Here is a 25940-nt window from a genome sequence, read left to right as displayed (position 1 = left end):
TGAAGCAATCTTTAATTAAAAAGAACTTTACGTTTACAATAACAGTATCATATTTATGAAAAAAAAACAACTACAAGAAACAACAGATTTTTTAAAATCTAACGGAATTATAAATCCTGAAATCGGAATTGTTTTAGGAACAGGTTTAGGAAAACTAGTTAACGAGATAAATATCGAAAAAGAAATCGCGTATGCCGATATTCCGAATTTCCCGCAAGCAACAGTCGAATTTCATTCAGGTAAATTAATTTACGGAACTTTATCAGGAAAAAAAGTACTAGTTATGTCTGGGCGTTTTCATGTATACGAAGGTTATAATCTTTGGGAAGTTACCTACGGAATTAGAACAATGCATAGTTTAGGGATCAATACTCTATTAATTTCTAATGCTGCAGGTGCTATTAATCTTACTTATAAAAAAGGAGATTTAATGTTATTAGAAGATCATTTAAATTTACAAGGAGGTTCGCCATTAGCTTTTAAAGGAGCCAATGATTTCGGAAACATTTTTGCCGATATGTTAGCACCTTATTCGGAAAAAATTAATGGTTTACTGAAAGAAATTGCAATAGCAAACGACATTCAATTACACGAAGGGATGTATGCAAGTGTGGTAGGGCCGCAATTAGAAACAAGAGCCGAATACAGAATGTTGCAAATTTTAGAAGCAGATGCTGTTGGTATGAGTACTGTACCTGAAGTTATCGTAGCGAAACAATTAAATTTACCATGTGCTGCAATTTCAGTGTTAACAGATGAATGTGATCCAAAGAATTTACAACCTGTAGATATTGCCGAAATTATTGCGGTTGCTGGTAAAGCAGAACCAAAAATGATTACTTTATTTAAAGAACTAATTAATAAACTATAACGTCATTCCGAACGAAGTGAAGGAATCTATTCCCTTATTATACTTCCTCGCAATAATATAAACACAAAACAAATGAGTTATTTAGAAACCACACACAACGTATATAAAGAAGCAGCTTTAACGCCAGATGTTGGCTTGTGCTGTACCACAAATCCTATTTGGGAATTACCAGGTTTAAAAATTCCTAAAATCATGCAAGAAATGAACTACGGTTGTGGTTCTACAGTACATGCACGCGATTTAACCAACAATCCAAAAATGTTATATGTTGGTGTTGGTGGCGGAATGGAATTATTACAATTTGCCTATTTTAACAGAAATAAAGGTGGTGTTATTGGTTTAGATGTAGTTGATGAAATGTTAGAAGCATCTCGAAAAAACTTTATCGTTGCCGAAGAACAAAACGACTGGTTTAAAAGCGATTTTGTTGATTTACGTAAAGGTGATGCAATGAACTTACCTGTTGATGATAACTCGATTGATGTTGCCGCCCAAAACTGTTTATTTAACATTTTTAAGTCGGATGATTTAAAAAAGGCAATTGCAGAAATGTACCGAGTAATAAAGCCTCACGGAAAATTAGTGATGAGCGACCCTACTTGTGAGCAAGAGATGAATGAAGAATTACGTAACGACGAACGTTTACGTGCCTTATGTTTAAGTGGTAGTTTAACAATTGCCGATTATGTAAAAGCACTAACAGATGCTGGTTTCGGAACCATAGAAATTAGAGCCCGTAAACCATACCGTATTTTAGACCCAAAGAATTACCCAACAGATGAATTAATTTATATAGAATCTATTGAAGTTGCCGCAATTAAAGATCCAATGCCAGCAGATGGACCTTGTATTTTTACAGGAAAAGCTGCAATTTATTACGGTGATGAAGATTATTTTGATGACGGATTAGGACATACTTTATTAAAAAATCAGCCATTAGCTATTTGTGATAAAACAGCCGCCGCATTAAAGGCGTTGGGAAGAGATGATATTTTCTTCTCAGAATCTACCTATCATTATGATGGTGGTGGATGTTGTTAAAAACAGCAAAACCTATAAAGAACCTCATATAATTATGAGGTTTTTTTGTTTAACAAAAATAGTTTTAACCTTCAGTCCTTTTCTAATAGCTTTGCATAAAAATTATGCTGTTAGATTTTAATATTAAAAACAAAAAAATGAGAATACTTTTAACACTTTGCATCACTGCAATATTTACTTTATCTTCTTGTAAACAAAACATCAAAAAAGACACAAAAGATGCAGCAACAAGCAATATTTCATTTAAAAACAAAGCACATCAATTGGTATATCAAACAGTAGAAAAAACGGGTAATTACAATAAACTTTCAACTAAAAAAGATGTAGTTTATACGTACACCTATACTACTCCCGATGGCAAAGCTGATACCTCAACCGAAAAATATATATTTAATAATGAGTTGTCTTATGGTTTATATACTAAACACGAAAGAACGCTTATGCACTTGGCTGGTAATATCGAACAAGGTTATGATGGTAAGGAATTTTGGTTAAAAAATAACGGAAAAATTATCTTAGATTCTATTGCTTTAAAAAGAGTCGCTTTTAACAGACCTACCAACTTTTATTGGTTCACGATGATTCAGAAATTACTAGACCCGGGTGTAAATTATGAATATATAAAAGAAGAAAATATCGATACTATAAAATACGATATTGTTAAAGTTACTTTTGATTCTAGTGACAATAAACCAAAAGATATTTACCAATTATACATTAATAAAAACACTAAGTTAATAGACCAGTTTCTTTTTACTGTTGTTGATTTTGGTAAAACTGATCCTTTTTTAATGAAAATGCAGTACGAAAATATTGAAGGCATACTTATACCAACTAAAAGAAAGTACAAAAACTCTAATTGGAATGCAGAAGTAACCGATGAACCTTGGATATTTGTAAACTGGACGAACATAAAGTTTAACAACGGTATAAAAATTGCTGACTTTAAAAAATAAATTAAGAGTTCTTTAAAACTCTAAGTAATAAAAAGCTTGAAAAACAGAATTTGATTAATAGCCCAATGAAAACACTTAAAGAAATATACCATAAGCTTATAGAAAAGAAAACTTTAATCCGTTTATTAAAATACGCAACGGGTTTGGTTATTTTTATATTGCTATCAATAATGCTACTATTCTCTTTGGTCTATTTTGAAGTATTTGGCTCTTTGCCTAGTAATGAAAAGCTATCATCTGTAATAAATGAAGAAGCCTCTTTACTATATTCTTCAGACGACGTAATTATCGGTAAAGTTTTTACAGAAAACCGCACGAACGTCAAGATATCACAAATACCCAATCATTTAAAGGAAGCTTTAGTTGCTACTGAAGATAAGCGTTTTTATACTCACAATGGTTATGACGGCCAAAGCTATGCAAGAGTACTATTTAAAAGTATTTTAATGCAAAATGCTTCTGGTGGTGGTGGAAGTACCATTACACAACAACTAATTAAAAACTTATACGGAAGAAAGTATCACGGTTTTTTAAGCATGCCTATAAATAAGATTAAAGAACTTATTATTGCCAGTAGAATGGAGCGTATATATTCTAAAAACGAGATACTTCAACTGTATTTTAATTCCGTTCCTTTTGGTGAGAATATTTTCGGAATAGAATCGGCCGCTAATCGATTTTTTAACAAATCGGTTAATGAGTTAAATATCGAAGAATCTGCTGTGCTCATAGGTATCTTAAAAGCAAACTCTTTTTACAACCCAAGATTAAACCCCAACAATTCATTACGCAGAAGAAACACCGTTCTTCAGCTCATGAAGAACGAGCAGTATTTAAATACCAAAACTACAGACAGCTTACAAAAATTACCGCTTACACTAAGCTATAAAAACCTTGATTTAAAAACAACAGCTGGTTATTTTTCTTATCAAGTAAAGAAAAAAGCTACCAAAATAATAGATAGCATTAATGAAACGAGTCGTAAAAAACACAATTTAGAAGCCGACGGCTTAAAAATATACACTACGTTAAATTACAAAGTTCAAAAAATTGCAGAGAAAGCCGCCAAAGAGCAACTTATAGTTAAACAAAAGGAATTAGATGAAGAACTACGATCGAATATTTTAAAAAACAACTGGTTAAAAAAGAATCGTTTTTCTTCTGAAAAAGACAAACAAAACAAAACCTTTAAATTGTTCAATTGGGATAGCACTAAAACGATAAAAGGTACTAAAATTGATAGTTTATGGCATTATGCAAAAATGCTTAATGCGTCTGTGCTGGTTACGAATCCTAAAAACGGAGCAGTAATCAGTTGGGTTGGTGGAAATAATTTTAAAATGCTTCCTTTTGATATGGTTTTATCGCATCGTCAAATAGCTTCTGCCTTTAAACCCATTTTATATGCTACCGCGTTAGAAAATGGTATTTCGCCATGTGATTATTTTAAAAATGAAGAAAAAACGTATCCAGAATTTAATAACTGGAAACCTCAAAATGCCGATTATAAATCTACCCCCGATAGTAAAGTTGCGTTATGGAATGCTTTAATTCATTCTATGAATTTACCAACTATCGATCTTTATTTTAAGCTCGAAAGAGAATTGTTAATCAATTCATGTGAAAAACTGCAGTTTCCTAAAATTACCAATAACGCTCCTTCTATTGCTTTAGGAACCTTAGATTTATCATTGTCTGAAATAGCAAAAGCGTACGGTAGCTTTGCTAATAATGGTGCCATGAACGACTTGTACATGATTACTAAAATTACCGATAAAGAAGGTGCTATTATTTATGAAAGTAAAGAGCAAAAAGCCGAAGAAGTCTTTAAAAAAGAAACTACTGAAACACTAACAGCCATTTTACAAAAAGCTGTTGACCAAGGAACGGGAGCTAAGATTAGAAACACTTATAAAATTAAAAGTCAGCTTGCTGCAAAAACAGGTACCGCACAAAATTATACCGATGCTTGGTTTCTTGCCTATACACCTAATATTGTTTTTGGTACTTGGGTAGGAACCTCAAAAAATACCATACATTTTAAAAGCGGAAAAGGTTCAGGTTCGTCATTGGCTTTACCTATTGTTGCCAATATTATTAAAGAAATAGAGAAAGACGCCGAGCTAAGCAAAAAATACTTGACCGATTTTGATATTCCGGAAGATGTTTACGAATCAATAAAATGCCCTGCTTACAGACAAAAAGGAATTAAAGGTTTTTTTAATAGACTTTTTGGAAAGAAGAAAAAGAAGGAGTGATTTAATTATTAAATATAAAATCAATCAAATTGAAGCTGTTTTTCACTCTATGAATTTGATTTCATTTTAAACTTATTTTCTAACAATTTTGTTAACTTCTGTTGGCATTAATTAAACAATATAATGTACTTACCTTTAAAAAATACATTTGACAAGGTTTTAAAAATAAAAAAAGAAGACTGGTGTGCTTTTGAATCTATTCTAGAAATAAAAAAAGTCAAGAAGAATGAATACCTGTTTAAACAAGGGCAAATCTGTCGAGGGATTTACTTCTTATCAAAAGGAATAGTTAGGACCTTTCATATAAATAATGATGGTAAAGAAATAAATACTGCATTCTACTTTCAAAATGATTTTCTTCGAGAAATTGAAAGTATGACTAACAGTATTCCTTCTCAAAAAAATATCCAAGCAATTGAAAATAGTATAGTTTTTTATATTGATAAAGTTAAACTAACAACTCTGTACGAAAAATCAAATTTCTATCAAAAATTAGGAAGAATGATATTAGAAAAACTAATAATAAGAGAGCAAAAATATTCTTCTTTTTTAACATCTAACTCTCCTAAAGAAAGGTATTTATATATTCTCGAAAACCGTCCCGAATTAATAGAGCGGATTCCTCTTCAATATTTAGCTTCATACATAGGGATCAGTAGAGAATCATTGAGCAGGATTCGAAAAAGGATTAAATAATTTATTTTGTGACTTTCGTCAAAAGAAAAGATTAAATTTCTTAATAGTTTTGTGTATTAATAAGAACTCAAATAAATGAGCTTTTTAAGTTCAATCAATCTTCAAAACTACAAGACGTAAAATCAAATGAAAATTCAAATCAAAGAGGTAATAATAGCTATAGAAAAAGCGGCTGCAAATAGAAATATAGAACAACTTACTAGTCTCTTACATAAAGACTATCGAGTAATAGCGAATCGATTTAAAGGAAGTGAAAACACAGTAATCATCTCAAAAGAAACTTATTTGCAGATGATGAAAGATAAAAAAATAGGAGGCATAAGTTATGATATCAAATTTAATGACATAAAAATTTCAGAGCACACAGCAATCGTAGATATTCTTTACTTATCGAACACGACTTCGAGTATGCACAAATACCTTGTTCTAATTAAAAATGAAAGCAATCAATGGAAAATTGTAAGTGATGTTCCAATTGTAATGGAGTAACCAATATAAATATTTATTTTTATATACAATCGCCTTAACAAAACTTAAGCAAACAACGTAGCGAAAGCCTCTTCTATTTTACCTACTAAAACTAGTTTTATACCGTGGTTTTTAGAAGATATTTTATTGTATTTCGAGGCTACTAAAGTTTTATACCCTAGCTTTTCAGCCTCTAGAATACGTTGATCAATTTTAGAAACCGGTCGTATTTCTCCTGCCAAACCAACTTCAGCTGCAAAGCAAACATTCGGATTAATCGCTAAATCTTGATTAGAAGATAAAATTGCTGCAACAACCGCTAAATCTATCGCAGGATCATCTACATGAATTCCGCCTGTAACATTTAAAAACACATCTTTTGCACCTAATTTAAAACCTGCTCTTTTTTCTAGAACAGCTAAAATCATGTGCAATCTTTTTAAATTATAACCTGTGGTAGAGCGTTGTGGCGTACCGTAAACTGCGGTAGAAACCAACGCCTGAATTTCGATCATTAAAGGACGAATACCTTCTAAAGTTGATGCAATTGCGGTTCCGCTTAAATCAGCATCTTTTTTTGAAATTAATATTTCAGACGGATTAGATACTTCTCGTAATCCGGTTGATAGCATTTCATAAATTCCGAGTTCGGCAGTAGAGCCAAATCGGTTTTTCTGAGAACGTAATATTCTATAGGTATGATTTCTGTCGCCTTCAAACTGTAAAACAACATCTACCATGTGTTCTAAAATTTTAGGCCCTGCAATGTGTCCTTCTTTATTAATATGACCAATTAATAACACCGGAGTTCCTGTTTCTTTGGCGAATTTTATTAGTTCTGCTGAAGTTTCACGGATTTGAGAAATACTTCCTGGTGAAGCTTCAATAGAGTTTGTATGTAAGGTTTGAATAGAATCAATCACCAAAACATCTGGTTTAACTTCCTCTATATTTTTAAATATTTGCTGTGTATTTGTTTCAGTAAGAATTAAGCAATTAGAATTTGTAGCTTCTAAACGCTCCGCACGCATTTTAATTTGCGACTGACTTTCTTCACCCGAAACGTACAATACTTTTTGCGGAATTTTTAAAGCTATTTGCAATAACAACGTCGATTTACCAATTCCGGGTTCACCACCTAATAAAACAACGGCTCCTTTTACAATTCCGCCACCTAAAACAGTGTCTAATTCGTTATTTTTTGTTTCAACACGTTCTTCAGGGTTTAACTGAATATCTTGCACTCTTAAAGGCGTAGAAACTCTTTTTTTATTGTTTTCAGGACTTTTCCAAACTCTTTTTTCTTCTTTCTGAATTACCTCTTCAACAATGGTATTCCATTCTTTACAAGTATTGCATTGTCCTGCCCATTGCGCGTGTTGCGCTCCGCAGTTTTGACAGAAAAAAGTAGTTTTGGTTTTGGCCATTTAAAATAGATTGGAAGTTTTAAAATACTCAATAGTAATATTCAAAGTTACAAACTAATATCTAATACTATTGATTATTTTTAGCCTCTGTATAAATTTTATTCTAAAAAATATTGATCCTTAAAACAGAATTTATTTCAGTTTAAGTTTCCAATTTACCTGAGTTATACAATGCTGAAATAAATTCAGCATGACAGTAGTAAGATTTTCATAATCACAAAAACAGATTCTTAAACACTGCCGAACAAAAATAGTTTATAACTGAAATTTATAAAGAAACTGCGTTAGCGATTGAAAGGTTTGTTTGAGCTCTTTTTTGTTTTTTCAAAAAAAGCGAGTAGAGAAAGCGCGACCTGAAAGGTAACGCCTTATTACTTTTTATTTTTATTATAAATAGGAAGCAACAAAAATGCTAATCCGCCAAAAATAATAATCATTGCTGTTTGGGCTGTCCACATAATCCAACCAAAAGCAGTTGCTGGTTCTTCTGCAATGCCAAATAAAGCTAAGGCACCTGCGACTGCTACCGGATATAAACCAATACCTCCATTAGTTGCAGCAATGCTAAATCCGCCTGCAATAAAACCAATTAAAACACCGCCTAAAGGAACACTTAAGCCATCAATAGCAGGTATTGTTGCCCAGAACATTAGTACATACATTAACCAAATAAATACGGTATGAAAAATAAATGCCCATTTATTCTTCATTTTAAAAATACTCATAACCCCTTCAAGTAAACCTGAAATGAAGTTTTTTATTTTTAATCCAATTCCTGATGTTGCTTTTTTTACATATCTAGAAAAGATGAATCCGACTACGATAAGCGCCGCTAATATCGCCCCTATTTTAAGTGGATTAAAATTCTTTGTTAATAGCTCATATATAAAATCGAATTGTACAAATAATGTAATCGCGATGATGCTTAACATCATAATTAAATCAGCCATTCTTTCGGCTACAATGGTTCCAAAACCTTTTTCGAAGGGAATGTTTTCATAATTTGTCATAACCGCAGCACGAGAAACCTCTCCTGCCCTTGGCACTGCATAATTAACCAGATAGGCAACTAAAACAGCCATAGTACTATTGCCGAAATCTGGCTTATACCCCATTGGTTCTAGTAAAAACTTCCAACGATATGCTCTAGACAAGTGACTTAAAAGTCCGAAAAACAGTCCTAAAGCTATCCACCAATAATTTGCCTCTTTAAAATAATCTAACAAAGTTGCTATTGACACTTTTGATAAAGAGTACCAAACTAAAAAACCTCCCAAAACGAGAGGTAATATAATTTTTAATGCTTTTTTAATATTCAAAACTATGTAAGGGTATTATCTTCTTCGTTAGGAAAAACCAAAGAAGGTTTAAAGTTTTTAGCCTCTTCTAACTCCATAAAAGCGTATACGATTAGTATTAACACATCGCCTTTTGCTACTTTTCTTGCAGCGGCACCATTTAAGGTAATTTCTCCACTTTTTCTTGGACCAGGAATTGCATAGGTTTCTAAACGTTCGCCATTATTGTTATTCACAATCTGAACACGTTCTCCTTCAATAATTCCTGCCGCATCCATTAAATCTTCATCAATGGTAATGCTTCCTATATAATTTAAATCGGCACCCGTAACTTTTACGCGGTGGATTTTAGATTTTACTACTTGTACTAACATAGTGCAAAAATAGTTTTTTAATGATTAATAAGTTTTTTTTGAATGATTTTATTTTAAACGGATATTGTCTATCAATCTAATTTCTCCTGCAAAAACAGCAATAAAAGCACGATATTTATGTTCAGGCTCTTTTTTTATGATGGTCTCTAACGTTTTTTCATTAGCAATTGTAAAATACTCTAACTTTAATAAAGGATGTTTAAGAAACTGTTTTTGTACCCACTCAGTAACTTCTACTGCATTTTTTATGCCAAATTTATTCTTTGCTTTTTTAAGTGTTTTATATATAAAAGGAGCTAATTGGCGGTATTCTTTTGTTAACCTAATATTACGAGAACTCATTGCTAAACCATCTTTTTCTCTATAAATATCACATCCTTTTATCTGTACAGGAAGCGCATGTTTTTCAACCATTTTTTTGATGATTTGCAATTGCTGGAAATCTTTTTTCCCAAAATAAGCAACATTAGGCTCAACAATTTCAAGCAACGTTTTTACGATAGTTCCTACTCCGTTAAAATGACCTTCTCGAAATTTCCCTTCCATTTGATGCTCTAGCCCATCGAAACTAAAATGCTCTGATTCAATGCTTTTACTATAAATTTCTTCTACAGACGGGAAAAATAGAACATCACAAGCAACACTTTCTAAAAGCACAACGTCGTTATCAAATGTTTTTGGATACTTAACTAAATCCTCTTTATTATCAAATTGAGTCGGGTTCACAAAAATACTCACAACAGTTATGTCGTTCTTTTGTTTTGCCTTTTCAACAAGAGACAAATGCCCTTCATGTAAAGCTCCCATAGTAGGAACGAATCCGATAGATTTATTCTTAATTTTTACTTTTAATAAAAATTCTTTTAATTCTGATTTAGTTTTATAAACTTTCATTCTATTATAGTTGAAATGCGTGCAAAATTAGCAATTTAACATCATTTTAGCATAAATTTTCGTATTTTTGCATCTTCAATAAAATAGACGAATTTAATGAAGGATAAGAGAATATTATATGTTTCATCAGAGGTAATACCTTATTTACCTGAAACAGAATTATCATCTACTGCATTTAATGTTGCTAAAAACGCACATTCTAAAGGAGTTCAAACCCGTATTTTCATGCCTCGTTATGGGGTAATAAATGAGCGAAGACATCAATTACATGAAGTAATTCGTTTATCTGGTATGAATTTAATAATTAATGATATGGATATGCCATTAATTATTAAAGTTGCTTCAATTCCGAAAGAAAGAATGCAAGTGTATTTCATTGATAACGACGAGTATTTTAAGCGTAAAGCTGTATATTCTGATGAAGATGATAAAATGTTTAGTGATAACGACGAACGTATGATTTTCTTTGCTAAAGGAGTCGTAGAAACCGTTAAAAAATTAAACTGGGCGCCAGATATTATTCATGTTCATGGATGGATGGCCTCTTTACTTCCATTATATTTAAGAGAATTTTATAAAGAAGAACCATTATTTACCGAAAGTAAGATTGTAACTTCGATCTACAATAATAATTTTGAAGGTGAATTAGAAGGTGATCTAGCAAAAAAGGTTCGTTTTGATAAAGTTGATGAATCTAAAATAGCAACTTTAGCTACTCCAAATGAAATCAATATTTTAAAAAGTGCTATAGAAAACTCTGATGCTATCGTAAAAGGTAGTGAGGTTCTACCAGATGAAATTAATGCTTTTATTGATGGAAAAGACATAAAAGTTTTAGAGTACCAGTCTGAAGAAGTTTTAGCAGAAGCTTACTTAGAATTTTATAAAGGAAACGTTTTAGAAATAAGCGAATAATAATACAAATGATTAGAAAAATTGGTGTTTTAGGTATTAGCTTGCTATGTTTAGCAACTTTAGTATCGTGTGAAAAAGATTTTAGTGACGTAGGAAGTAGTGTTGTTAACAATACTAAATTTGAAACAGGAGAAATATTATTAGATGTAGAAATTGAAACAATTGACATCTCTGACTCGAATCCTATTTCTATATACAAATCCGTTAGAGCTGATAATATAAGTATTGGTACTTTGGGTGACTATTGGCTTGGTGTGTACAGTGATGATAATTACAAAACAATAGAAGCATCTTTTGTTAGTCAATTATCGCTAGCAACTAGCCCTAAGATAAAAGACTTAAAACCTGCCGCCGAAGATGGCGAAATAGATTCTGTTTTTACTCTTGATAAAGTTATTCTTAAATTACCTTATAAAGCAACAAACACAGGCACAGGTACTACTGAAAGACCAATTTTCAGGCTAGATTCTGTCTTAGGAAACAAAGACATTCCCACCTCTTTAAAAGTGTATAGAAATGGCACTTTTCTAAATAGATTGGATCCTAGTAACCCTGCAAAGACTAATAGTTTCCAGTCTAATCATAACTACGATGAGCTTGAATTATTAAATGAGGATCTTGGGTTTACATTTAAACCGAATCCTACAGACACTATGCTAGTGTTAACAAGAAATATTAGCAACGGTAACACCTATCAAGACACTATAAGACTTGCTAACAAAGCTCCTTTCTTAACCATTCCTTTAGATATGGTAGAAATGAAAAGAGTTTTCTGGGATAAATTTGATAGTGATGAATTTAAAACAGCAGATGCTTTTAACTCTTACTTTAGAGGATTAATCGTTAAAACTGAAGGAAGTGACGGCGCAATGATTCCTTTAGAACTAAGCGGTAATAGTGCTTCCGCTACGTTAGATATTCATTACACGATTACTACATTCGAGAAAAAAGAAGGTATTACTGATTTAGTATTAAAAGATACTTTACCTAAAACAATTTCGTATCCATTATCTGGTGTAAGAAACAGTATTTATAAAATGAATCCTGCTACAATTACTCCTCCTGCAAATAACTTTACAGTACAAGGAACCGCAGGAAATATGGCCAGAATTAAAATAATAGATGATTTAAAACTTCAAGAATTAAGAGCTAATAACTGGTTAATTAACGATGTTTCATTAGCTTTTTATATTAACAATACAATTAACGCTGATAAAAATATAATTCCACAACGATTATTTATTTATCAAGAAAAAGATAACGGAAGTGGCGGTGTTTCACCTACGCAACTTTCTGATGCTTATAAGGAAGCTGCAAGTTTTAACGGTAATTTAGGTTTATCTGATGATGGAGTTCCTGAAAAATATTCTTTCAGATTAACAGATTATCTATCTGACTTATTAGATGGTACAACAAGTGATATTTCTCCTTTGGTTTTAAAAACATACAATAACACTACAGACAATCCTGTAATTAATGGTATTTTAAATACAAATGTTAGCACATACAACTGGAATCCTAGAGGGGTTACCTTATTAGACGGAAACGAAACTGCTAACGGAACAAAAAGAGCTGTTTTAAAAATATCATATTCAAAAGAAAAGTAAAATATTATGTGCGGAATCACAGGATACATAGGACATAGAGATGCTTATCCAATTGTAATAAACGGATTAAAACGTCTAGAATACAGAGGCTATGATAGCGCTGGAATAATGATGTACGATGGCGAAAAAATTCACTTATCTAAAACAAAAGGAAAAGTTTCTGACCTAGAAATCATCACGAATAATGATGAAAAAAGAAAAAAAGGGACTATTGGAATTGGTCATACACGTTGGGCTACTCACGGAGTACCTAATGACACAAATTCACATCCCCATTTTTCTGAATCAGAAGACTTAGTTATTGTTCATAATGGAATTATAGAGAATTATGACACCATTAAAAAAGAATTAACCTCTAGAGGTTATACCTTTAAAAGTGATACTGATACCGAGGTTTTAATAAACCTTATTGAAGAAGTTAAAAAAAATGAAGGCTGTAAATTAGGAAAAGCAGTACAATTAGCCCTTACAAGTGTAATTGGTGCGTATGCTATTGCTGTTTTCGATAAAAACAAACCTAATGAACTAATTGTAGCTCGTTTAGGGAGCCCTATTGCCATTGGTGTAGGGAAAAACAACGAAGAATTTTTTGTTGCTTCAGATGCTTCCCCTTTTATTGAGTATACTAAAGACGCTATTTATTTAGAAGATGGTGAATTAGCTATTATTAAAAAAAATAAAGAGATAAAAATTCGCAAAATTGAAACAGATAAAGAAATCGATGCAAACATCCAAAAACTTCAATTAAGCCTAGAGCAAATTGAAAAAGGAGGTTATGATCACTTTATGCTAAAAGAAATTTATGAGCAACCTAAAGCAATCATTGATACCTACAGAGGAAGAATGCTACCTAATGAAGGTATAATTCGTATGGCCGGTATTGATGATAATATTTCAAAATTCACCAATGCAAGCCGAATTATAATTGTTGCTTGTGGTACTTCTTGGCATGCCGGATTAGTAGGAGAATATCTTTTTGAAGATATGGCTCGTATACCTGTTGAAGTGGAGTATGCATCTGAATTTAGGTATCGTAATCCGATTATTAATGAAAATGATGTGGTTATTGCTATTTCTCAATCAGGAGAAACTGCGGATACGTTAGCTGCTATTAAATTAGCTAAGTCTAAAGGTGCTTTTGTTTTCGGAATATGTAATGTTGTTGGTTCTTCTATCGCCAGAGAAACACATGCGGGTGCTTACACGCATGCAGGCCCTGAAATTGGAGTAGCATCAACAAAAGCATTTACAACACAAATAACAGTGCTTTCTTTAATTGCTTTAAAATTAGCTAAAGCAAAAGGTACTTTATCTACATCTGCTGTGAATAGCTATTTACAGTCGTTACAACAAATTCCTTCTCAAATAGAGAAGTTGTTAAAAGCTGATGCACAAATTAAAGAAATAGCAAAGGTTTACAAGGATGCAAAAAACTGTTTATACTTAGGCAGAGGCTTTAACTTTCCTGTTGCATTAGAAGGCGCATTAAAATTGAAAGAAATTTCATACATTCATGCAGAAGGCTATCCTGCTGCAGAAATGAAACATGGCCCTATTGCTTTAATTGATGAAAATATGCCAATTTTCGTAATAGCAACAAGTAGAGGGCATTATGAAAAAGTGGTTAGTAATATTCAGGAAATAAAATCTAGAAGCGGTAAAATAATAGCCATCGTAACGGAAGGTGACACGACTGTAAAAGAAATTGCAGATCATGTAATTGAAGTTCCTGATACTGAAGAAGCTTTTACTCCTTTATTAACTACAATTCCTTTTCAATTACTATCATATCATATCGCTGTAATGTTAGAAAAGAACGTAGATCAGCCAAGAAATTTAGCTAAATCTGTAACTGTTGAATAAATAGTTATCATTATATACATAAAAAAATCCCGAGATAGTATCTCGGGATTTTTTTATGTATCTTTTTCAAAAGTAAGATATACAGGAAAGTGATCAGAATAACCTCCTTGATACCATGGACCAATATAAGTTCTAAAGGGACTGTTTTTAAACTTACCCTTATAAAATCGCAACCATTCTTTATTGAAAATACCTGCCTTTTCAAAAGTAAATGCGCTCTTACTTAAATCGAAAAAATCTCTTGAAAAGATAATTTGATCGAATAAATGCCATTCTTTATAAAAAGTAGATGTTCCTTTACCCTTTTTAAATAAAGATTTCATAGGATTGTATAAATCATCAGTAACCAAAAAATCATTAACACTTTCACTTGTAGGGTCATCATTAAAGTCGCCCATAATAATAAACTTAGCGTTTTTTTCTTTTAATTTTATACCCTTTATTACTTCTTGCGCTTGTTTAGCTGCTTTAATACGTTTTAAACTTGTTTCCTCATCTCCATCTCTTCTCGATGGCCAATGATTCACCAAAACATGTACTATTTCACTGTTTAACCTCCCTTTTACAACTAATAAATCGCGTGTATAATCAACCTCTCCTACTTCATCGGTTAAATAAAGGGAATGTGTATCTGTCGAAATAACCTCAAAGAAATCTTTATTATACAAAAGAGCAACATCGATGCCTCTTTCATCAGGAGAGTCGTGATGAACATAACTATAATTATATTTTGATAAATTTTTATGTCGAATTAAATCCTTAACAACTTTAGCATTTTCAACCTCTGCTAAACCAACTATAACCGGCGCAAAAGCGGATTGATTACTTCCTATTTTACCTATAACTGAGGTTAGCTTTTTTATTTTATGAAGGTACTTTTGATGATTCCAATTTCGCTTACTTTTAGGAGTAAAATCATCATCTGCTGTTAAAGGATTATTAACGGTATCAAATAAATTTTCTGCGTTATAAAAAGCAACGGTAAATGTATTTTTTCTTTTAGATCTACTCATTATAAAATTTTAATCGAATGTACTAAATAAAAAAGCACGCTATTTATAGCGTGCTTTAAAATATTATAAAAAAGTAATAATTAAACTACTCCTTGATCTAACATTGCGTCTGCCACTTTTACAAAACCTGCAATATTTGCTCCTTTTACGTAATCTACAAAACCATTTTCATCTGTACCATACTCAACACAAGAAGCATGAATATCATTCATGATTTGATTTAATTTAGCATCAACCTCTTCTCTCGTCCAGTTATAACGTAATGAATTTTGACTCATTTCTAAACCAGAAGTTGCAACTCCACCAGCATTTGATGCTTTTCCTGGAGCGAATAAAATCTTTGCTTCTTGAAATGCCTCAACAGCTTCAGGTGTAGAAGGCATATTTGCTCCTTCTGCAACACAAATACATCCGTTTGCTAATAATGTTTTAGCCTCTTCACCATTTAACTCATTTTGAGTTGCACATGGTAAAGCTACATCACATTTAACTCCCCAAGGTCTTTCACCTCCAAAGAATTTAGCATTAGGGTATTTATCTACATATTCGCTAATTCTACCTCTGCGAACATTTTTAATTTCCATAACAAAGGCTAACTTATCAGCATCTATTCCATCAGCATCATAAATATAACCTGAAGAATCTGACATAGTAACCACTTTAGCTCCTAATTCAGTCGCCTTTTCCGTTGCATATTGAGCAACATTTCCAGAACCTGAAACAACAACTGTTTTACCATTAAAAGAATCGTTTTTCGTTTTTAACATGTTTTGTGCAAAATACACATCACCATAACCTGTAGCTTCTGGTCTTATTAAAGATCCACCCCAAGAACGGCCTTTACCCGTTAAAACACCAACGAATTCGTTACGTAATTTTTTATATTGACCGAACATAAATCCGATTTCTCTACCTCCAACTCCAATATCTCCTGCAGGAACATCAGTATTAGCTCCAATATGGCGGAATAACTCAGACATAAAAGCTTGACAGAATGCCATTACTTCACGATCAGATTTCCCTTTTGGATTAAAGTCAGAACCTCCTTTTCCTCCACCCATTGGCAAAGTAGTTAATGAGTTTTTGAATACCTGCTCGAATCCTAAGAATTTTAAAATTGATAAGTTTACAGACGGGTGAAAACGTAAACCTCCTTTATAAGGTCCAATTGCCGAGTTAAACTCAACTCTATAACCTCTATTTACTTGTGTTTCTCCTTTATCATCAACCCAAGCAACCCTAAACAATAAAGTTCTCTCTGGCTCAACCATTCTTTCTAACAATTTCTTGTCCTGATACTTAGGATTGTTTTCTATAAATGGAATTACAGTTTCTGCAACTTCATGTACAGCTTGTAAAAATTCTGGCTCATTAGAATTACGTTCTTTAACGTATTCTATAAATGCATTTATTTTAGATTCCATAATTTTAATTATGTTGTATTATGATTTAAACAATTTTATTAGGCAAATATAATTAATTTACAATTTGTTAAATTTAAAAAAACCAATTATTTGTCTATTTCCTTAAAAATAATAATAGTTTTTGTTCTATTGAGTTCAATAGTCGGCAACTCTTCTAAAAACCAACACTTTTTTTCATTTAAAAAGCATAAATTTGCAATCTAAATATTCCGAAAAAATAAGATGTTAGACAAGGTTAAAGAATTGATTGGTGATGTAAAGGCTTTTCAAGCAACTTCTAAAGATGAAGTTGAGGCTTTCAGAATAAAATATTTGGGGAGCAAAGGCTTGTTAAAAGATTTATTTGCTGAATTCAAAAATGTAGATGCTGCAATGCGTAAAGACTTTGGTCAGGCATTAAACAATTTAAAAAAATCTGCTGAAGAAAAGGTAACCGAATTGAATGACACTTTAGAAAGTGCTGTTGAAGAAAATGGTATTTATGGCGATTTAACGCGTCCGTCTGAAGCAATAAACTTAGGTTCTCGCCATCCAATATCTTTAGTTAAAAATAAAATCATCGAAGTTTTTAATCGAATTGGATTTACAGTTTCTGAAGGTCCTGAAATTGAAGACGATTGGCATAATTTTACTGCATTAAATTTACCGGAATATCACCCAGCACGTGATATGCAGGATACTTTTTTTATTGATAAAAATCCGGATACTTTACTAAGAACACATACCTCATCGGTACAAGTTCGTTATATGGAAAACAACACACCGCCTATTAGAACTATTTCTCCAGGTCGTGTTTTTCGTAATGAAGATATTTCATCAAGATCGCACTGTATTTTTCATCAAGTAGAAGGTTTATATATTGATACTGATGTTTCGTTTGCCGATTTAAAGCAAACCTTATTATACTTTACCAAAGAAATGTTCGGTAAATCTAAAATTCGTTTAAGACCTTCTTACTTTCCATTTACAGAGCCAAGCGCAGAAGTAGATATTTATTGGGGATTAGAAACTGAGACCGATTACAGAATTACAAAAGGAACCGGTTGGTTAGAAATTATGGGATGCGGAATGGTAGACCCTAATGTATTAAAGAACGCTAATATAGATCCTACAGTATATTCTGGATATGCATTCGGAATGGGAATTGAACGTATAGCCATGCTATTATATCAAATACCAGATATTCGTATGTTTTATGAAAATGATAAACGTTTCTTAGAGCAATTTAAATCAGTGATTTAATTACTATAAAAAATAAAGCAAAAGTTGAAAAGCATAGATTCAGTTCTACTTTTCAACTTTTTGCATTTAACACTTATATAAAATGAAGAAAGACATTAAAATTCCTAAAGTAGAAAATGTTGAAATAGCCATTACTTTAGAAAAAAATGAGCAAGACGATGCAAATGAATGGTGCGTATATATTATCAATAAAAAAGAAGTTGCTTTAGAGATGGTTGTAATTGTTTCTCAAGGATTTTCTGAAACAAAAAAAACATCATTGTTTCGTAGAAAAATAGATTTATTGCCTGCTAATTCATTTTCTAAATTCGAAATAATGCAACCAGAATTATTTGCATTAGACAACCAATTTCAGATTACTTTTTTTGAAAATAATGTATTACACGATAAAACATTTATTTTTCAAGAAGGCACTATTCAAGAAGGTTTTTTTAGAGATATTGATCTCTTAAATAAAAAAGGAGTTGTTTGTAAATAATTATTAACACACTTCTAACTAAAGTAAATTTACACCGCTAATCAAGAAGATTAATTATATATTGAAATGGAACAGAATCAAATAAATGTTATTCTTACTGGTATTACTGGGACATTAGGTTCTCAGGTTTTTTTTGAATTATTACAACAAAACAACATTAAACATATATTTCTTCCAGTAAGAGAAAAAAACGGAAAATCTGCATTACAGAGAATTCAAAAAATATTAAATAATGATGCCGTTCCTGCATTTATTTCTGAAAATAAAAGTTTAATTTCTAAAAAAATAAAAGTTTTAAAGATGGTTACTTTTCTTAAACCAGCAACTTTTTTATCAAAAGAAGAAACCAATTTTTTTATTCATTCCGCAGGGAGTGTAAATTTATCTACAGATAAATCGCAACGAGATACTATTTTTACGGGCGTTTATCAATTTACAAAAGAGGTTTTTAACACCTACTCTTCTTACATTACAAAATTTACTTATATAAGTACTGCATTTAGCATTGGTAATGTTGGAGGCTTAATTGATAATGATTACCACACTACTAAAAAACCTAAATACCGTAATTTTTACGAAGAAGCAAAACACACTACCGAAAAGTATTTATTAAAAAAAGGAAAAGAAAATAATGTTGCTATCCAAATATTAAGACCAAGTGTTTTAGGTGGTAATATATTTAACAACGCTCCTTATTTTATTTCAAATTACATGGTTTATTATCTTTTAGGTAAGTTTTTTTATAAAAACCCATTAGCAAATAATTCTATCAGACTTGCTGTAAATTTTAAAACAGGCCTAAATATCATTCCAGTAGATTATGTTGCCAAAGTAATAGCCAATGTATACCAAAAAAAAATAGACCAACTTAATATTGTACACTCTAAGAGCACAAATGTTCTAAAAGGCATGGAAAGGATTTTAAGAACAGTAGATTTTAATAATTTTACTATTTTAAATACTTCTACAGAAAATGTATTATTAAAAGATAAAAACAGATTAGAAAATATCTATTACAAAACTATTGGTTTGCATTTAAATGAATACCTAACCTCTAAACCATACGAATACAATACCGATTTATTAGAATCAATACTTCCAATACCTAAATATAATACCGAAGATTATTTAGAGAATACTATTACCTACGCAAAATCAAAAAATTTTAAAGGGGAAGATTGGTAATCATTATTTCACAAACCAATAACAACACAATCAACAACTCATACACAATAAACTGAATATATATTAAATTAATAGTATTTAGTTCACTTAAAATAAAAAACTCATATGTTTACAGATATTCAAGATTTAGTCGCCAATTTTTCTTCATGGATTTGGGGAATGCCACTATTAATATTACTAATAGGTGGCGGTCTGTACTTGTTTGTATACTCCGGCCTAGTTCCTTTTAAATACATGGGACATGCCATTGCAATTCTAAGAGGTAAATACGACAAAAAAGATTCTCCGGGAGATTTATCGCATTACGAAGCATTATCATCTGCAATTGCTGCAACGGTAGGAATGGGAAACATCAGTGGTGTTGCAATTGCTATTGCCATGGGTGGTCCTGGTGCAATTTTTTGGATGTGGGTAAGTGCCTTTGTAGGTATGGCTACTAAGTTTTTCACCTGTACTTTAGCTATTATGTATAGAGGAGAAGATGAAGAAGGAAACGCAAAAGGAGGCCCAATGTATGTAATTACAGAAGGTTTAGGTAAAAAATGGAAACCTTTAGCCATGTTTTTCGCTACTGCTGGTTTAGTAGGAACTTTACCTGCTTTTCAAGCCAATCAATTAACACAAACAATGATTGATGTTTTTAACGTGAACGAAGCAAATGAGTTTTCTGCAAAACTATTAATAGGAATAACCATTGCAGCCATTGTTTCTACTGTTATTTTTGGCGGAATTCAACGAATAGGAAAAGTTGCAGGTAAATTAGTTCCTTTAATGGTAGTTATCTACTTACTAACCGTTTTAACAATTTTGTTTATAAAAATAGATGAAATCCCTTCAATAATTTCTTTAATCTTTACTGATGCCTTTTCTGGTAATGCTGTTTTAGGTGGTGCCTTAGGTGCTTTAATAATTACAGGTGTAAAACGTGCTGCTTTTTCTAACGAAGCAGGTTTAGGAACCGCACCAATGATGCACGGAACCGCAAAGACAGACGAACCAATTAGAGAAGGTTTAGTTGCTATGTTAGGCCCAGCAATAGATACCTTGTTAGTGTGTACATTAACGGCATTGGCAATTTTATCATCAGGTGTTTGGCAAGGTTTCGATGGCAACGGTATATCAATGACTTTAGCTGCCTTCGATTCGGTATTACCTTTTCACTCAGGAAGCATTATTTTAACCATCTGTGTGTTAATTTTCGCCTTCTCTACCCTATTCACCTATTCTTTTTACGGGTTTAGCTGTTTAAGTTATTTAACAAGTGTTAAAACGGGTAAATACTACAATCATTTTTATGTTTTAGTAATTATAGTCGCTTCTATTATTAAATTAGATTTTGTAATTAATTTAATGGATAGTGCTTATGCTTTAATGGCAATTCCAACTGTACTTTCTACGCTTATTTTAGCACCGAAAGTTAAAAAAGCGGCTAGTATATATTTTCAGAAATTAAAATCAGGTGCTTTTAACTAAGTATTCTTTTTTCAACATAAACAAAACACTTATTGTAATTTATAGTTACCATAGGTGTTTTTATTTTGAAGCTATTTCCCGCTTTTCGCACTCGCTTTTTTCACTGCCATTTTCGATACAAATTTTTCATACTTCAAAATTCACTCAAACTTACAGTAAAAAAGAGCTCAAACAAATGCTGCAATCGGGGCTAGGCTTATTTACCGAATTTGGTAATTTGTAGTTTTTTCACTTGTTAAATCAACTATAAAAAACGTCATGCTGAACTTATTTCAGCATCGCATCACTTATATGAATCAGGATGAGAACCTGAAATAAATTCAGGTTGACGGATTCGATACTGTTTGAAATTAGCATCGCAAAAACTAAGAGTTCTCGAAAATTATATTGTGAAACTACACTTTTTCTACTAAGGTTTCCTTCTCAAAAATCAATCCTTTAAAACCCGTATTCATAAAGTTTCTAATATTCTGATGATCGGTTCCATTCGGATTCTCTAAAACATCAATAAAATAATATTGTCCAAAACAAGCCAAGGTTTCTTCTTTGGTTAATTGTTGTTTTAAAGCAAAAGAAAATATTTTACACGAACCTAAATTTTGAGTACTACTATTTTCTAGGTTTCCGTTTTTAAAAGCAGCCGCTGTAAAAATATAGTGTGCTTCAATAACGTTAATCGTTTCAGAAAAACGAATGTCTTTTGGAGTATTTCTTAATTTATTTTTAAAATTATCTACCGTCATTATTATAATTTTTCTGAAGTTATAAATCTATCCTTTATAACAAGCTCTTTGACAATCTTTAAAGATATTGAATCAATTAATTTCTGAGATTTTTTAATCTCCTTTTTAAATGCTGTGCTATCTTTTACAATATCTATTGTCGTTATTGCTGTTTTAGCATACCAATTATTCCATGCAGAAATAATCGCTACTTGAGTTTTTAAAGAATCTCCTTTGGCTAGAGCCAATTCACTTTGGTACTGCTCTTCTTTCAGTCTAGAAATAGCCGCTTTTTCGATATTCATTAAAATTGATTTAGCGGTTTTTTTATCAGCGTTTAATAACGTGTAAGCTGATGTTAACGAAGTGACACCTACATTTTTTAAAGTAGTTTTAGATACTTTATCTATTCTATCATTATCAGTATGGTAAAACTGATCTGTAAAATGCCAAAATAAAACACTCGGAATATCGGCTTTTAAAAACGGAACATGATCACTTCCTCCTTCAAACGGATTTGTAGCAACTACCCAATTTGCACGTTCACCTTGCTCTTTAAATTTATCAATTAAAAAATCATTTAAATAATGAGGTTTCATTTCGCTTAATTTCATTTTTCTACCTCCCCATTCTGTATGCTTGTCTTTTCCGCGTGTCCAAATAGCACTTGGGTCTGGCATCTTTTCTATTAAAAAAGTACCCCCTGTTTTTTTGGTATCTTCACCAACCATGTCTAGTGAAATTCCCCACTTTATATCTTTAGCTCTAATACTATCTTCTTTAACATATCGGTTTGTTGAAATAATTTCATCTCCCCATAAAAAAGTTACTGTTCTGTTTGGTGTAAATCTCTTCTCTTTTATAAATTTCGCAGTAAGAGTTGCCATTTCTAAAGCGACTCCTACTCCTGTTGCATTATCATTTGCACCAGGCTCTTGTATATGAGCACTAAAAATTAATCGCTCTTTAGGTAATTTTTCTCCCTTAATATCAGCAATAATTGTTAGTTCTTCTGACGGATAAATATTCGTTTCTACATTCACATTTAAAACAACCTTTCCTTTTAAAAGTTTTGCTTTTAATTTTTCTTTCGCTTCGTAAGACATCGCGATTGCCCATGCTTTTACTTCTTCATTTAAAGGAATAGATCTAAACTGAATTGAAGTCTTATTTTTTTTAGGCTGTAAGTATTTCGGATTGCTATAAGTAACCAAACCTACTGCTCCACTTTTTACAATTGCTTGCTTAAATATTCTACTTGGGCTTGTTTCTGCAAAAACAATCTTCCCTTTTATATCTATAGTTTTTAATTTTTTTAAATCCTTTACATAAACTACTTCGGCAGTAATACCTTCTTTGGGTGTACTGTACGAATTTAAAGCAATCATGTTTCTATTGCTACTATGTTGCAACAAAGGTGTTTCTTCACCAACTATTTTCACCTCAGCATTAACAGATTCCCAAGTTGGTTTTTCAAGTGGTCTTTTTTCAATTCTGTAAGTTAAAAAGTCAGTATTCGTAGCAAGATCTTCTTTTACAAATCCTGATTTCTCAAGCTCATCAGCAATTCTGTACACGCTTTTATTAAAACCTGTATTACCTACAACTCTCCAATATTTTTCAACAAACGAAGTTGTTTCGAAAGCTAAATCTCCTGTAAATTCTTTATTAAGAACATCAAAATAATTTGAAGAATTTAAAACTTGAATCTCTTTTTCCTTCTTACAACTAACAAAAGTTACAACAAGTACTATTACAAAAAGTATATTTTTAAACATGATAATTTTTTGAAGTTTAAAAGTACTATTTTTTTATGTTGAGAAACATATTTAACTATAAAGTTATAAAGCTAGTCATTTAGTGTTCATTTTTATTCTAACTACTTTTAATCCTCCTTTTTATTTACGTAATTTTGCACTTTTAAAATTCAAGAAATGTACAGAACGCAAACTTGTGGCGAATTAAGAGCCTCACACATAAATACTGAAGTTACCTTATCTGGTTGGGTACAAAAATCTCGTGATAAAGGTTTTATGATTTGGGTAGATTTACGTGATCGTTACGGAATTACACAGTTAATTTTTGACGAAGGCCGTACTTCTAAAGATTTAATGGAAAAAGCCAAAACTTTAGGACGTGAATTTGTTGTTCAAGTTACCGGTACTGTTATCGAAAGAGAATCTAAAAACAAAAACATTCCTACTGGTGAGGTTGAATTATTAGTAACTAGTTTAGAGATATTAAACGAAGCTAAAACTCCGCCTTTTACTATTGAAGATAAAACGGATGGTGGTGAAGATATCAGAATGAAATATCGTTATTTAGATATTCGTCGTAATCCTGTAAAAGATAGTTTGATCTTTAGATCGAAAGTATCTATGGAAGTACGTAAATATTTATCTGACCAAGAATTTATAGAAGTTGAAACGCCTTATTTAATCAAGTCAACTCCAGAAGGAGCACGTGATTTCTTAGTGCCTTCAAGAATGAATGCAGGTCAGTTTTACGCATTACCACAATCTCCTCAAACTTTCAAACAACTATTAATGGTTGGCGGAATGGATAAATACTTTCAGATTGTAAAGTGTTTTAGAGATGAAGATTTACGTGCCGATCGTCAGCCGGAATTCACACAAATTGACTGTGAAATGGCTTTTGTAGATCAAGAAGATATTTTAAATATTTTTGAAGGTTTAACACGTCACTTATTAAAAGAAATCAACAATGTTAAAGTAGATAAGTTTCCAAGAATGTTGTTTGATGACGCAATGCGTTTATATGGAAATGACAAACCAGATATCCGTTTCGGAATGGAGTTTGGAGAATTAAATGACGTTGCACAACAAAAAGAATTTAAAGTATTTAACGATGCTGAACTAGTTGTAGGAATTGCAGTTCCTGGCGCAGCTTCTTATACAAGAAAAGAAATAGATAAGTTAATAGATTGGGTACGTCGTCCTCAAGTTGGTGCTTTAGGAATGGTATATGTAAAATGTAACGAAGATGGTACTTTTAAATCATCTGTAGATAAATTTTACGACCAAGAAGATTTAGCAAAATGGGCAGAAAAAACTGGCGCAAAAGCTGGTGACTTAATCTGTATTTTATCGGGAAACACCACTAAAGTACGTGCACAATTATCTGCTTTACGTATGGAAATGGCAGAACGTTTAGGTTTAAGAGATCCGAAGGTATTTGCTCCGTTATGGGTAATTGATTTTCCTTTATTAGAATTAGACGAAGAAACTGGTCATTACCACGCAATGCACCACCCATTTACCTCACCAAAACCAGGTCAGTTAGAATTATTAGATACAAATCCTGGCGATGTAAAAGCAAACGCATACGATTTAGTGTTGAATGGAAATGAAATTGGCGGAGGTTCTATCAGAATTCATGACAAAGAAACACAAGCTATCATGTTTAAGCATTTAGGTTTTACAGAAGCTGAAGCTAAAGAACAATTTGGTTTCTTAATGGATGCTTTTGAATACGGTGCGCCACCACACGGAGGTTTAGCTTTCGGATTAGATAGATTGGTTGCTATTTTAGGCGGACAAGAAACAATTCGTGATTTTATTGCATTCCCTAAAAACAACTCTGGTCGTGATGTTATGATTGATGCACCTGCTGCTTTAAACGATGCGCAATTATCAGAATTAAGTATAAAATTAGATTTAAAAGAGTAAATGTTATTACGAGAAAGAATGACGAAGTAATCTATCAATCTATATT

General features: G+C 31.8%; 22 protein-coding genes. 14 read left to right on the top strand and 8 right to left on the bottom strand.

Features of this window, described 5'->3' with window-relative positions; translation table 11 throughout:
* Nucleotides 1-55 precede the first annotated feature (55 nt).
* From ACQ629_RS09205 to ACQ629_RS09180, 6 genes are all read left to right on the top strand, one after another.
* A complete protein-coding gene (locus ACQ629_RS09205) occupies nt 56-871 on the top strand; it encodes a purine-nucleoside phosphorylase (protein ID WP_483704338.1) in 816 nt (271 codons plus the stop codon).
* Nucleotides 872-943: 72 nt separating this feature from the next.
* Complete coding sequence (arsM, locus tag ACQ629_RS09200) at nt 944-1912, top strand: arsenosugar biosynthesis arsenite methyltransferase ArsM (RefSeq protein WP_218772014.1); 969 nt, start codon at nt 944-946, stop codon at nt 1910-1912.
* A 137-nt stretch (nt 1913-2049) separates the two neighbouring features.
* Nucleotides 2050-2868, top strand: a complete 819-nt coding sequence (locus ACQ629_RS09195) for a hypothetical protein (protein WP_483704336.1) — start codon at nt 2050-2052, stop codon at nt 2866-2868.
* Nucleotides 2869-2933: 65 nt separating this feature from the next.
* Nucleotides 2934-5126 carry a transglycosylase domain-containing protein gene (locus ACQ629_RS09190; protein ID WP_483704334.1) on the top strand — a complete coding sequence of 731 codons (2193 nt, stop codon included), beginning with the start codon at nt 2934-2936 and terminating at the stop codon, nt 5124-5126.
* A gap of 123 nt (nt 5127-5249) precedes the next feature.
* Nucleotides 5250-5822 carry a Crp/Fnr family transcriptional regulator gene (locus ACQ629_RS09185; RefSeq protein ID WP_483704332.1) on the top strand — a complete coding sequence of 191 codons (573 nt, stop codon included), beginning with the start codon at nt 5250-5252 and terminating at the stop codon, nt 5820-5822.
* A gap of 126 nt (nt 5823-5948) precedes the next feature.
* Nucleotides 5949-6311: a nuclear transport factor 2 family protein gene (locus tag ACQ629_RS09180; RefSeq protein WP_483704330.1), complete on the top strand. Its 363-nt coding sequence runs from the start codon at nt 5949-5951 to the stop codon at nt 6309-6311.
* A 44-nt stretch (nt 6312-6355) separates the two neighbouring features.
* Here ACQ629_RS09180 and radA read toward each other — a convergent pair whose 3' ends face one another.
* The 4 genes from radA to panC all read right to left on the bottom strand — a co-directional run bounded on the left by radA (nt 6356) and on the right by panC (nt 10283).
* Complete coding sequence (radA, locus tag ACQ629_RS09175) at nt 6356-7717, bottom strand: DNA repair protein RadA (protein ID WP_483704328.1); 1362 nt, start codon at nt 7715-7717, stop codon at nt 6356-6358.
* 371 nt (nt 7718-8088) lie between these two features.
* Nucleotides 8089-9036: a lysylphosphatidylglycerol synthase transmembrane domain-containing protein gene (locus ACQ629_RS09170; RefSeq protein WP_483704326.1), complete on the bottom strand. Its 948-nt coding sequence runs from the start codon at nt 9034-9036 to the stop codon at nt 8089-8091.
* Between the two features lie 2 nt (nt 9037-9038).
* A complete protein-coding gene (panD, locus tag ACQ629_RS09165; protein ID WP_418646489.1) occupies nt 9039-9389 on the bottom strand; it encodes an aspartate 1-decarboxylase in 351 nt (116 codons plus the stop codon).
* A gap of 48 nt (nt 9390-9437) precedes the next feature.
* Complete coding sequence (gene panC / locus ACQ629_RS09160; RefSeq protein WP_483704324.1) at nt 9438-10283, bottom strand: pantoate--beta-alanine ligase; 846 nt, start codon at nt 10281-10283, stop codon at nt 9438-9440.
* A 96-nt stretch (nt 10284-10379) separates the two neighbouring features.
* Here panC and ACQ629_RS09155 point away from each other — a divergent pair, with 96 nt between their 5' ends.
* Genes ACQ629_RS09155 through glmS form a run of 3 tightly spaced genes read left to right on the top strand, consistent with a single transcriptional unit; the run spans nt 10380 to nt 14668 of the window.
* Nucleotides 10380-11198, top strand: a complete 819-nt coding sequence (locus ACQ629_RS09155) for a glycogen/starch synthase (RefSeq protein ID WP_483704322.1) — start codon at nt 10380-10382, stop codon at nt 11196-11198.
* An 8-nt stretch (nt 11199-11206) separates the two neighbouring features.
* Nucleotides 11207-12805, top strand: coding sequence for a DUF4270 family protein (locus ACQ629_RS09150; RefSeq protein ID WP_483704320.1), 1599 nt, complete (start codon nt 11207-11209; stop codon nt 12803-12805).
* Between the two features lie 6 nt (nt 12806-12811).
* A complete protein-coding gene (glmS, locus tag ACQ629_RS09145; RefSeq protein WP_483704318.1) occupies nt 12812-14668 on the top strand; it encodes a glutamine--fructose-6-phosphate transaminase (isomerizing) in 1857 nt (618 codons plus the stop codon).
* A gap of 53 nt (nt 14669-14721) precedes the next feature.
* Here glmS and ACQ629_RS09140 read toward each other — a convergent pair whose 3' ends face one another.
* Both ACQ629_RS09140 and gdhA read right to left on the bottom strand, forming a co-directional pair.
* The gene (locus tag ACQ629_RS09140; RefSeq protein ID WP_483704316.1) at nt 14722-15681 is read right to left on the bottom strand and encodes an endonuclease/exonuclease/phosphatase family protein; all 960 of its coding nucleotides are present in this window, start codon (nt 15679-15681) and stop codon (nt 14722-14724) included.
* Nucleotides 15682-15761: 80 nt separating this feature from the next.
* Complete coding sequence (gene gdhA, locus ACQ629_RS09135; RefSeq protein WP_483704314.1) at nt 15762-17105, bottom strand: NADP-specific glutamate dehydrogenase; 1344 nt, start codon at nt 17103-17105, stop codon at nt 15762-15764.
* 222 nt (nt 17106-17327) lie between these two features.
* Between gdhA and pheS the strand changes: the two genes are divergently transcribed.
* The 4 genes from pheS to ACQ629_RS09115 all read left to right on the top strand — a co-directional run bounded on the left by pheS (nt 17328) and on the right by ACQ629_RS09115 (nt 21483).
* Nucleotides 17328-18347, top strand: a complete 1020-nt coding sequence (pheS, locus tag ACQ629_RS09130) for a phenylalanine--tRNA ligase subunit alpha (RefSeq protein ID WP_315944261.1) — start codon at nt 17328-17330, stop codon at nt 18345-18347.
* An 82-nt stretch (nt 18348-18429) separates the two neighbouring features.
* Nucleotides 18430-18825 (top strand): hypothetical protein, encoded by a 396-nt coding sequence (locus ACQ629_RS09125; RefSeq protein ID WP_483704312.1) that lies wholly within the window; start codon nt 18430-18432, stop codon nt 18823-18825.
* Nucleotides 18826-18891: 66 nt separating this feature from the next.
* The gene (locus ACQ629_RS09120) at nt 18892-20010 is read left to right on the top strand and encodes an SDR family oxidoreductase (protein WP_483704310.1); all 1119 of its coding nucleotides are present in this window, start codon (nt 18892-18894) and stop codon (nt 20008-20010) included.
* Nucleotides 20011-20115: 105 nt separating this feature from the next.
* Nucleotides 20116-21483: an alanine/glycine:cation symporter family protein gene (locus ACQ629_RS09115; protein WP_483704308.1), complete on the top strand. Its 1368-nt coding sequence runs from the start codon at nt 20116-20118 to the stop codon at nt 21481-21483.
* A gap of 395 nt (nt 21484-21878) precedes the next feature.
* On the opposite strand, the gene ACQ629_RS09110 is transcribed toward ACQ629_RS09115, so the two are convergent.
* Both ACQ629_RS09110 and ACQ629_RS09105 read right to left on the bottom strand, forming a co-directional pair.
* Nucleotides 21879-22226, bottom strand: a complete 348-nt coding sequence (locus tag ACQ629_RS09110) for a HopJ type III effector protein (RefSeq protein WP_483704306.1) — start codon at nt 22224-22226, stop codon at nt 21879-21881.
* 2 nt (nt 22227-22228) lie between these two features.
* On the bottom strand, nt 22229-23983 hold the full coding sequence (locus tag ACQ629_RS09105) for a M28 family peptidase (protein WP_483704304.1): 1755 nt from the start codon (nt 23981-23983) through the stop codon (nt 22229-22231).
* Nucleotides 23984-24139: 156 nt separating this feature from the next.
* Between ACQ629_RS09105 and aspS the strand changes: the two genes are divergently transcribed.
* Nucleotides 24140-25894 (top strand): aspartate--tRNA ligase, encoded by a 1755-nt coding sequence (aspS, locus tag ACQ629_RS09100; protein WP_483704302.1) that lies wholly within the window; start codon nt 24140-24142, stop codon nt 25892-25894.
* The last annotated feature ends 46 nt before the right edge of the window (nt 25895-25940 follow it).

The organism is Tenacibaculum sp. SM2510 (genome assembly GCF_057002845.1).
The sequence above is the reverse complement of the archived record's forward strand: the minus strand, read 5'-3'. Positions and strand labels throughout refer to the sequence as shown.

Coding starts and splice junctions, on each gene's coding strand:
- radA (WP_483704328.1), bottom strand. CDS start 7,717: ATGGCCAAAACCAAAACTACTTTTTTCTGTCAAAACTGCGGAGCGCAA.
- ACQ629_RS09105 (WP_483704304.1), bottom strand. CDS start 23,983: ATGTTTAAAAATATACTTTTTGTAATAGTACTTGTTGTAACTTTTGTT.
- gdhA (WP_483704314.1), bottom strand. CDS start 17,105: ATGGAATCTAAAATAAATGCATTTATAGAATACGTTAAAGAACGTAAT.
- pheS (WP_315944261.1), top strand. CDS start 17,328: ATGTTAGACAAGGTTAAAGAATTGATTGGTGATGTAAAGGCTTTTCAA.
- ACQ629_RS09195 (WP_483704336.1), top strand. CDS start 2,050: ATGAGAATACTTTTAACACTTTGCATCACTGCAATATTTACTTTATCT.
- ACQ629_RS09115 (WP_483704308.1), top strand. CDS start 20,116: ATGTTTACAGATATTCAAGATTTAGTCGCCAATTTTTCTTCATGGATT.
- ACQ629_RS09120 (WP_483704310.1), top strand. CDS start 18,892: ATGGAACAGAATCAAATAAATGTTATTCTTACTGGTATTACTGGGACA.
- ACQ629_RS09155 (WP_483704322.1), top strand. CDS start 10,380: ATGAAGGATAAGAGAATATTATATGTTTCATCAGAGGTAATACCTTAT.
- glmS (WP_483704318.1), top strand. CDS start 12,812: ATGTGCGGAATCACAGGATACATAGGACATAGAGATGCTTATCCAATT.
- ACQ629_RS09205 (WP_483704338.1), top strand. CDS start 56: ATGAAAAAAAAACAACTACAAGAAACAACAGATTTTTTAAAATCTAAC.
- ACQ629_RS09190 (WP_483704334.1), top strand. CDS start 2,934: ATGAAAACACTTAAAGAAATATACCATAAGCTTATAGAAAAGAAAACT.
- ACQ629_RS09125 (WP_483704312.1), top strand. CDS start 18,430: ATGAAGAAAGACATTAAAATTCCTAAAGTAGAAAATGTTGAAATAGCC.
- panC (WP_483704324.1), bottom strand. CDS start 10,283: ATGAAAGTTTATAAAACTAAATCAGAATTAAAAGAATTTTTATTAAAA.
- ACQ629_RS09185 (WP_483704332.1), top strand. CDS start 5,250: ATGTACTTACCTTTAAAAAATACATTTGACAAGGTTTTAAAAATAAAA.
- ACQ629_RS09110 (WP_483704306.1), bottom strand. CDS start 22,226: ATGACGGTAGATAATTTTAAAAATAAATTAAGAAATACTCCAAAAGAC.
- ACQ629_RS09180 (WP_483704330.1), top strand. CDS start 5,949: ATGAAAATTCAAATCAAAGAGGTAATAATAGCTATAGAAAAAGCGGCT.
- aspS (WP_483704302.1), top strand. CDS start 24,140: ATGTACAGAACGCAAACTTGTGGCGAATTAAGAGCCTCACACATAAAT.
- arsM (WP_218772014.1), top strand. CDS start 944: ATGAGTTATTTAGAAACCACACACAACGTATATAAAGAAGCAGCTTTA.
- ACQ629_RS09150 (WP_483704320.1), top strand. CDS start 11,207: ATGATTAGAAAAATTGGTGTTTTAGGTATTAGCTTGCTATGTTTAGCA.
- ACQ629_RS09140 (WP_483704316.1), bottom strand. CDS start 15,681: ATGAGTAGATCTAAAAGAAAAAATACATTTACCGTTGCTTTTTATAAC.
- panD (WP_418646489.1), bottom strand. CDS start 9,389: ATGTTAGTACAAGTAGTAAAATCTAAAATCCACCGCGTAAAAGTTACG.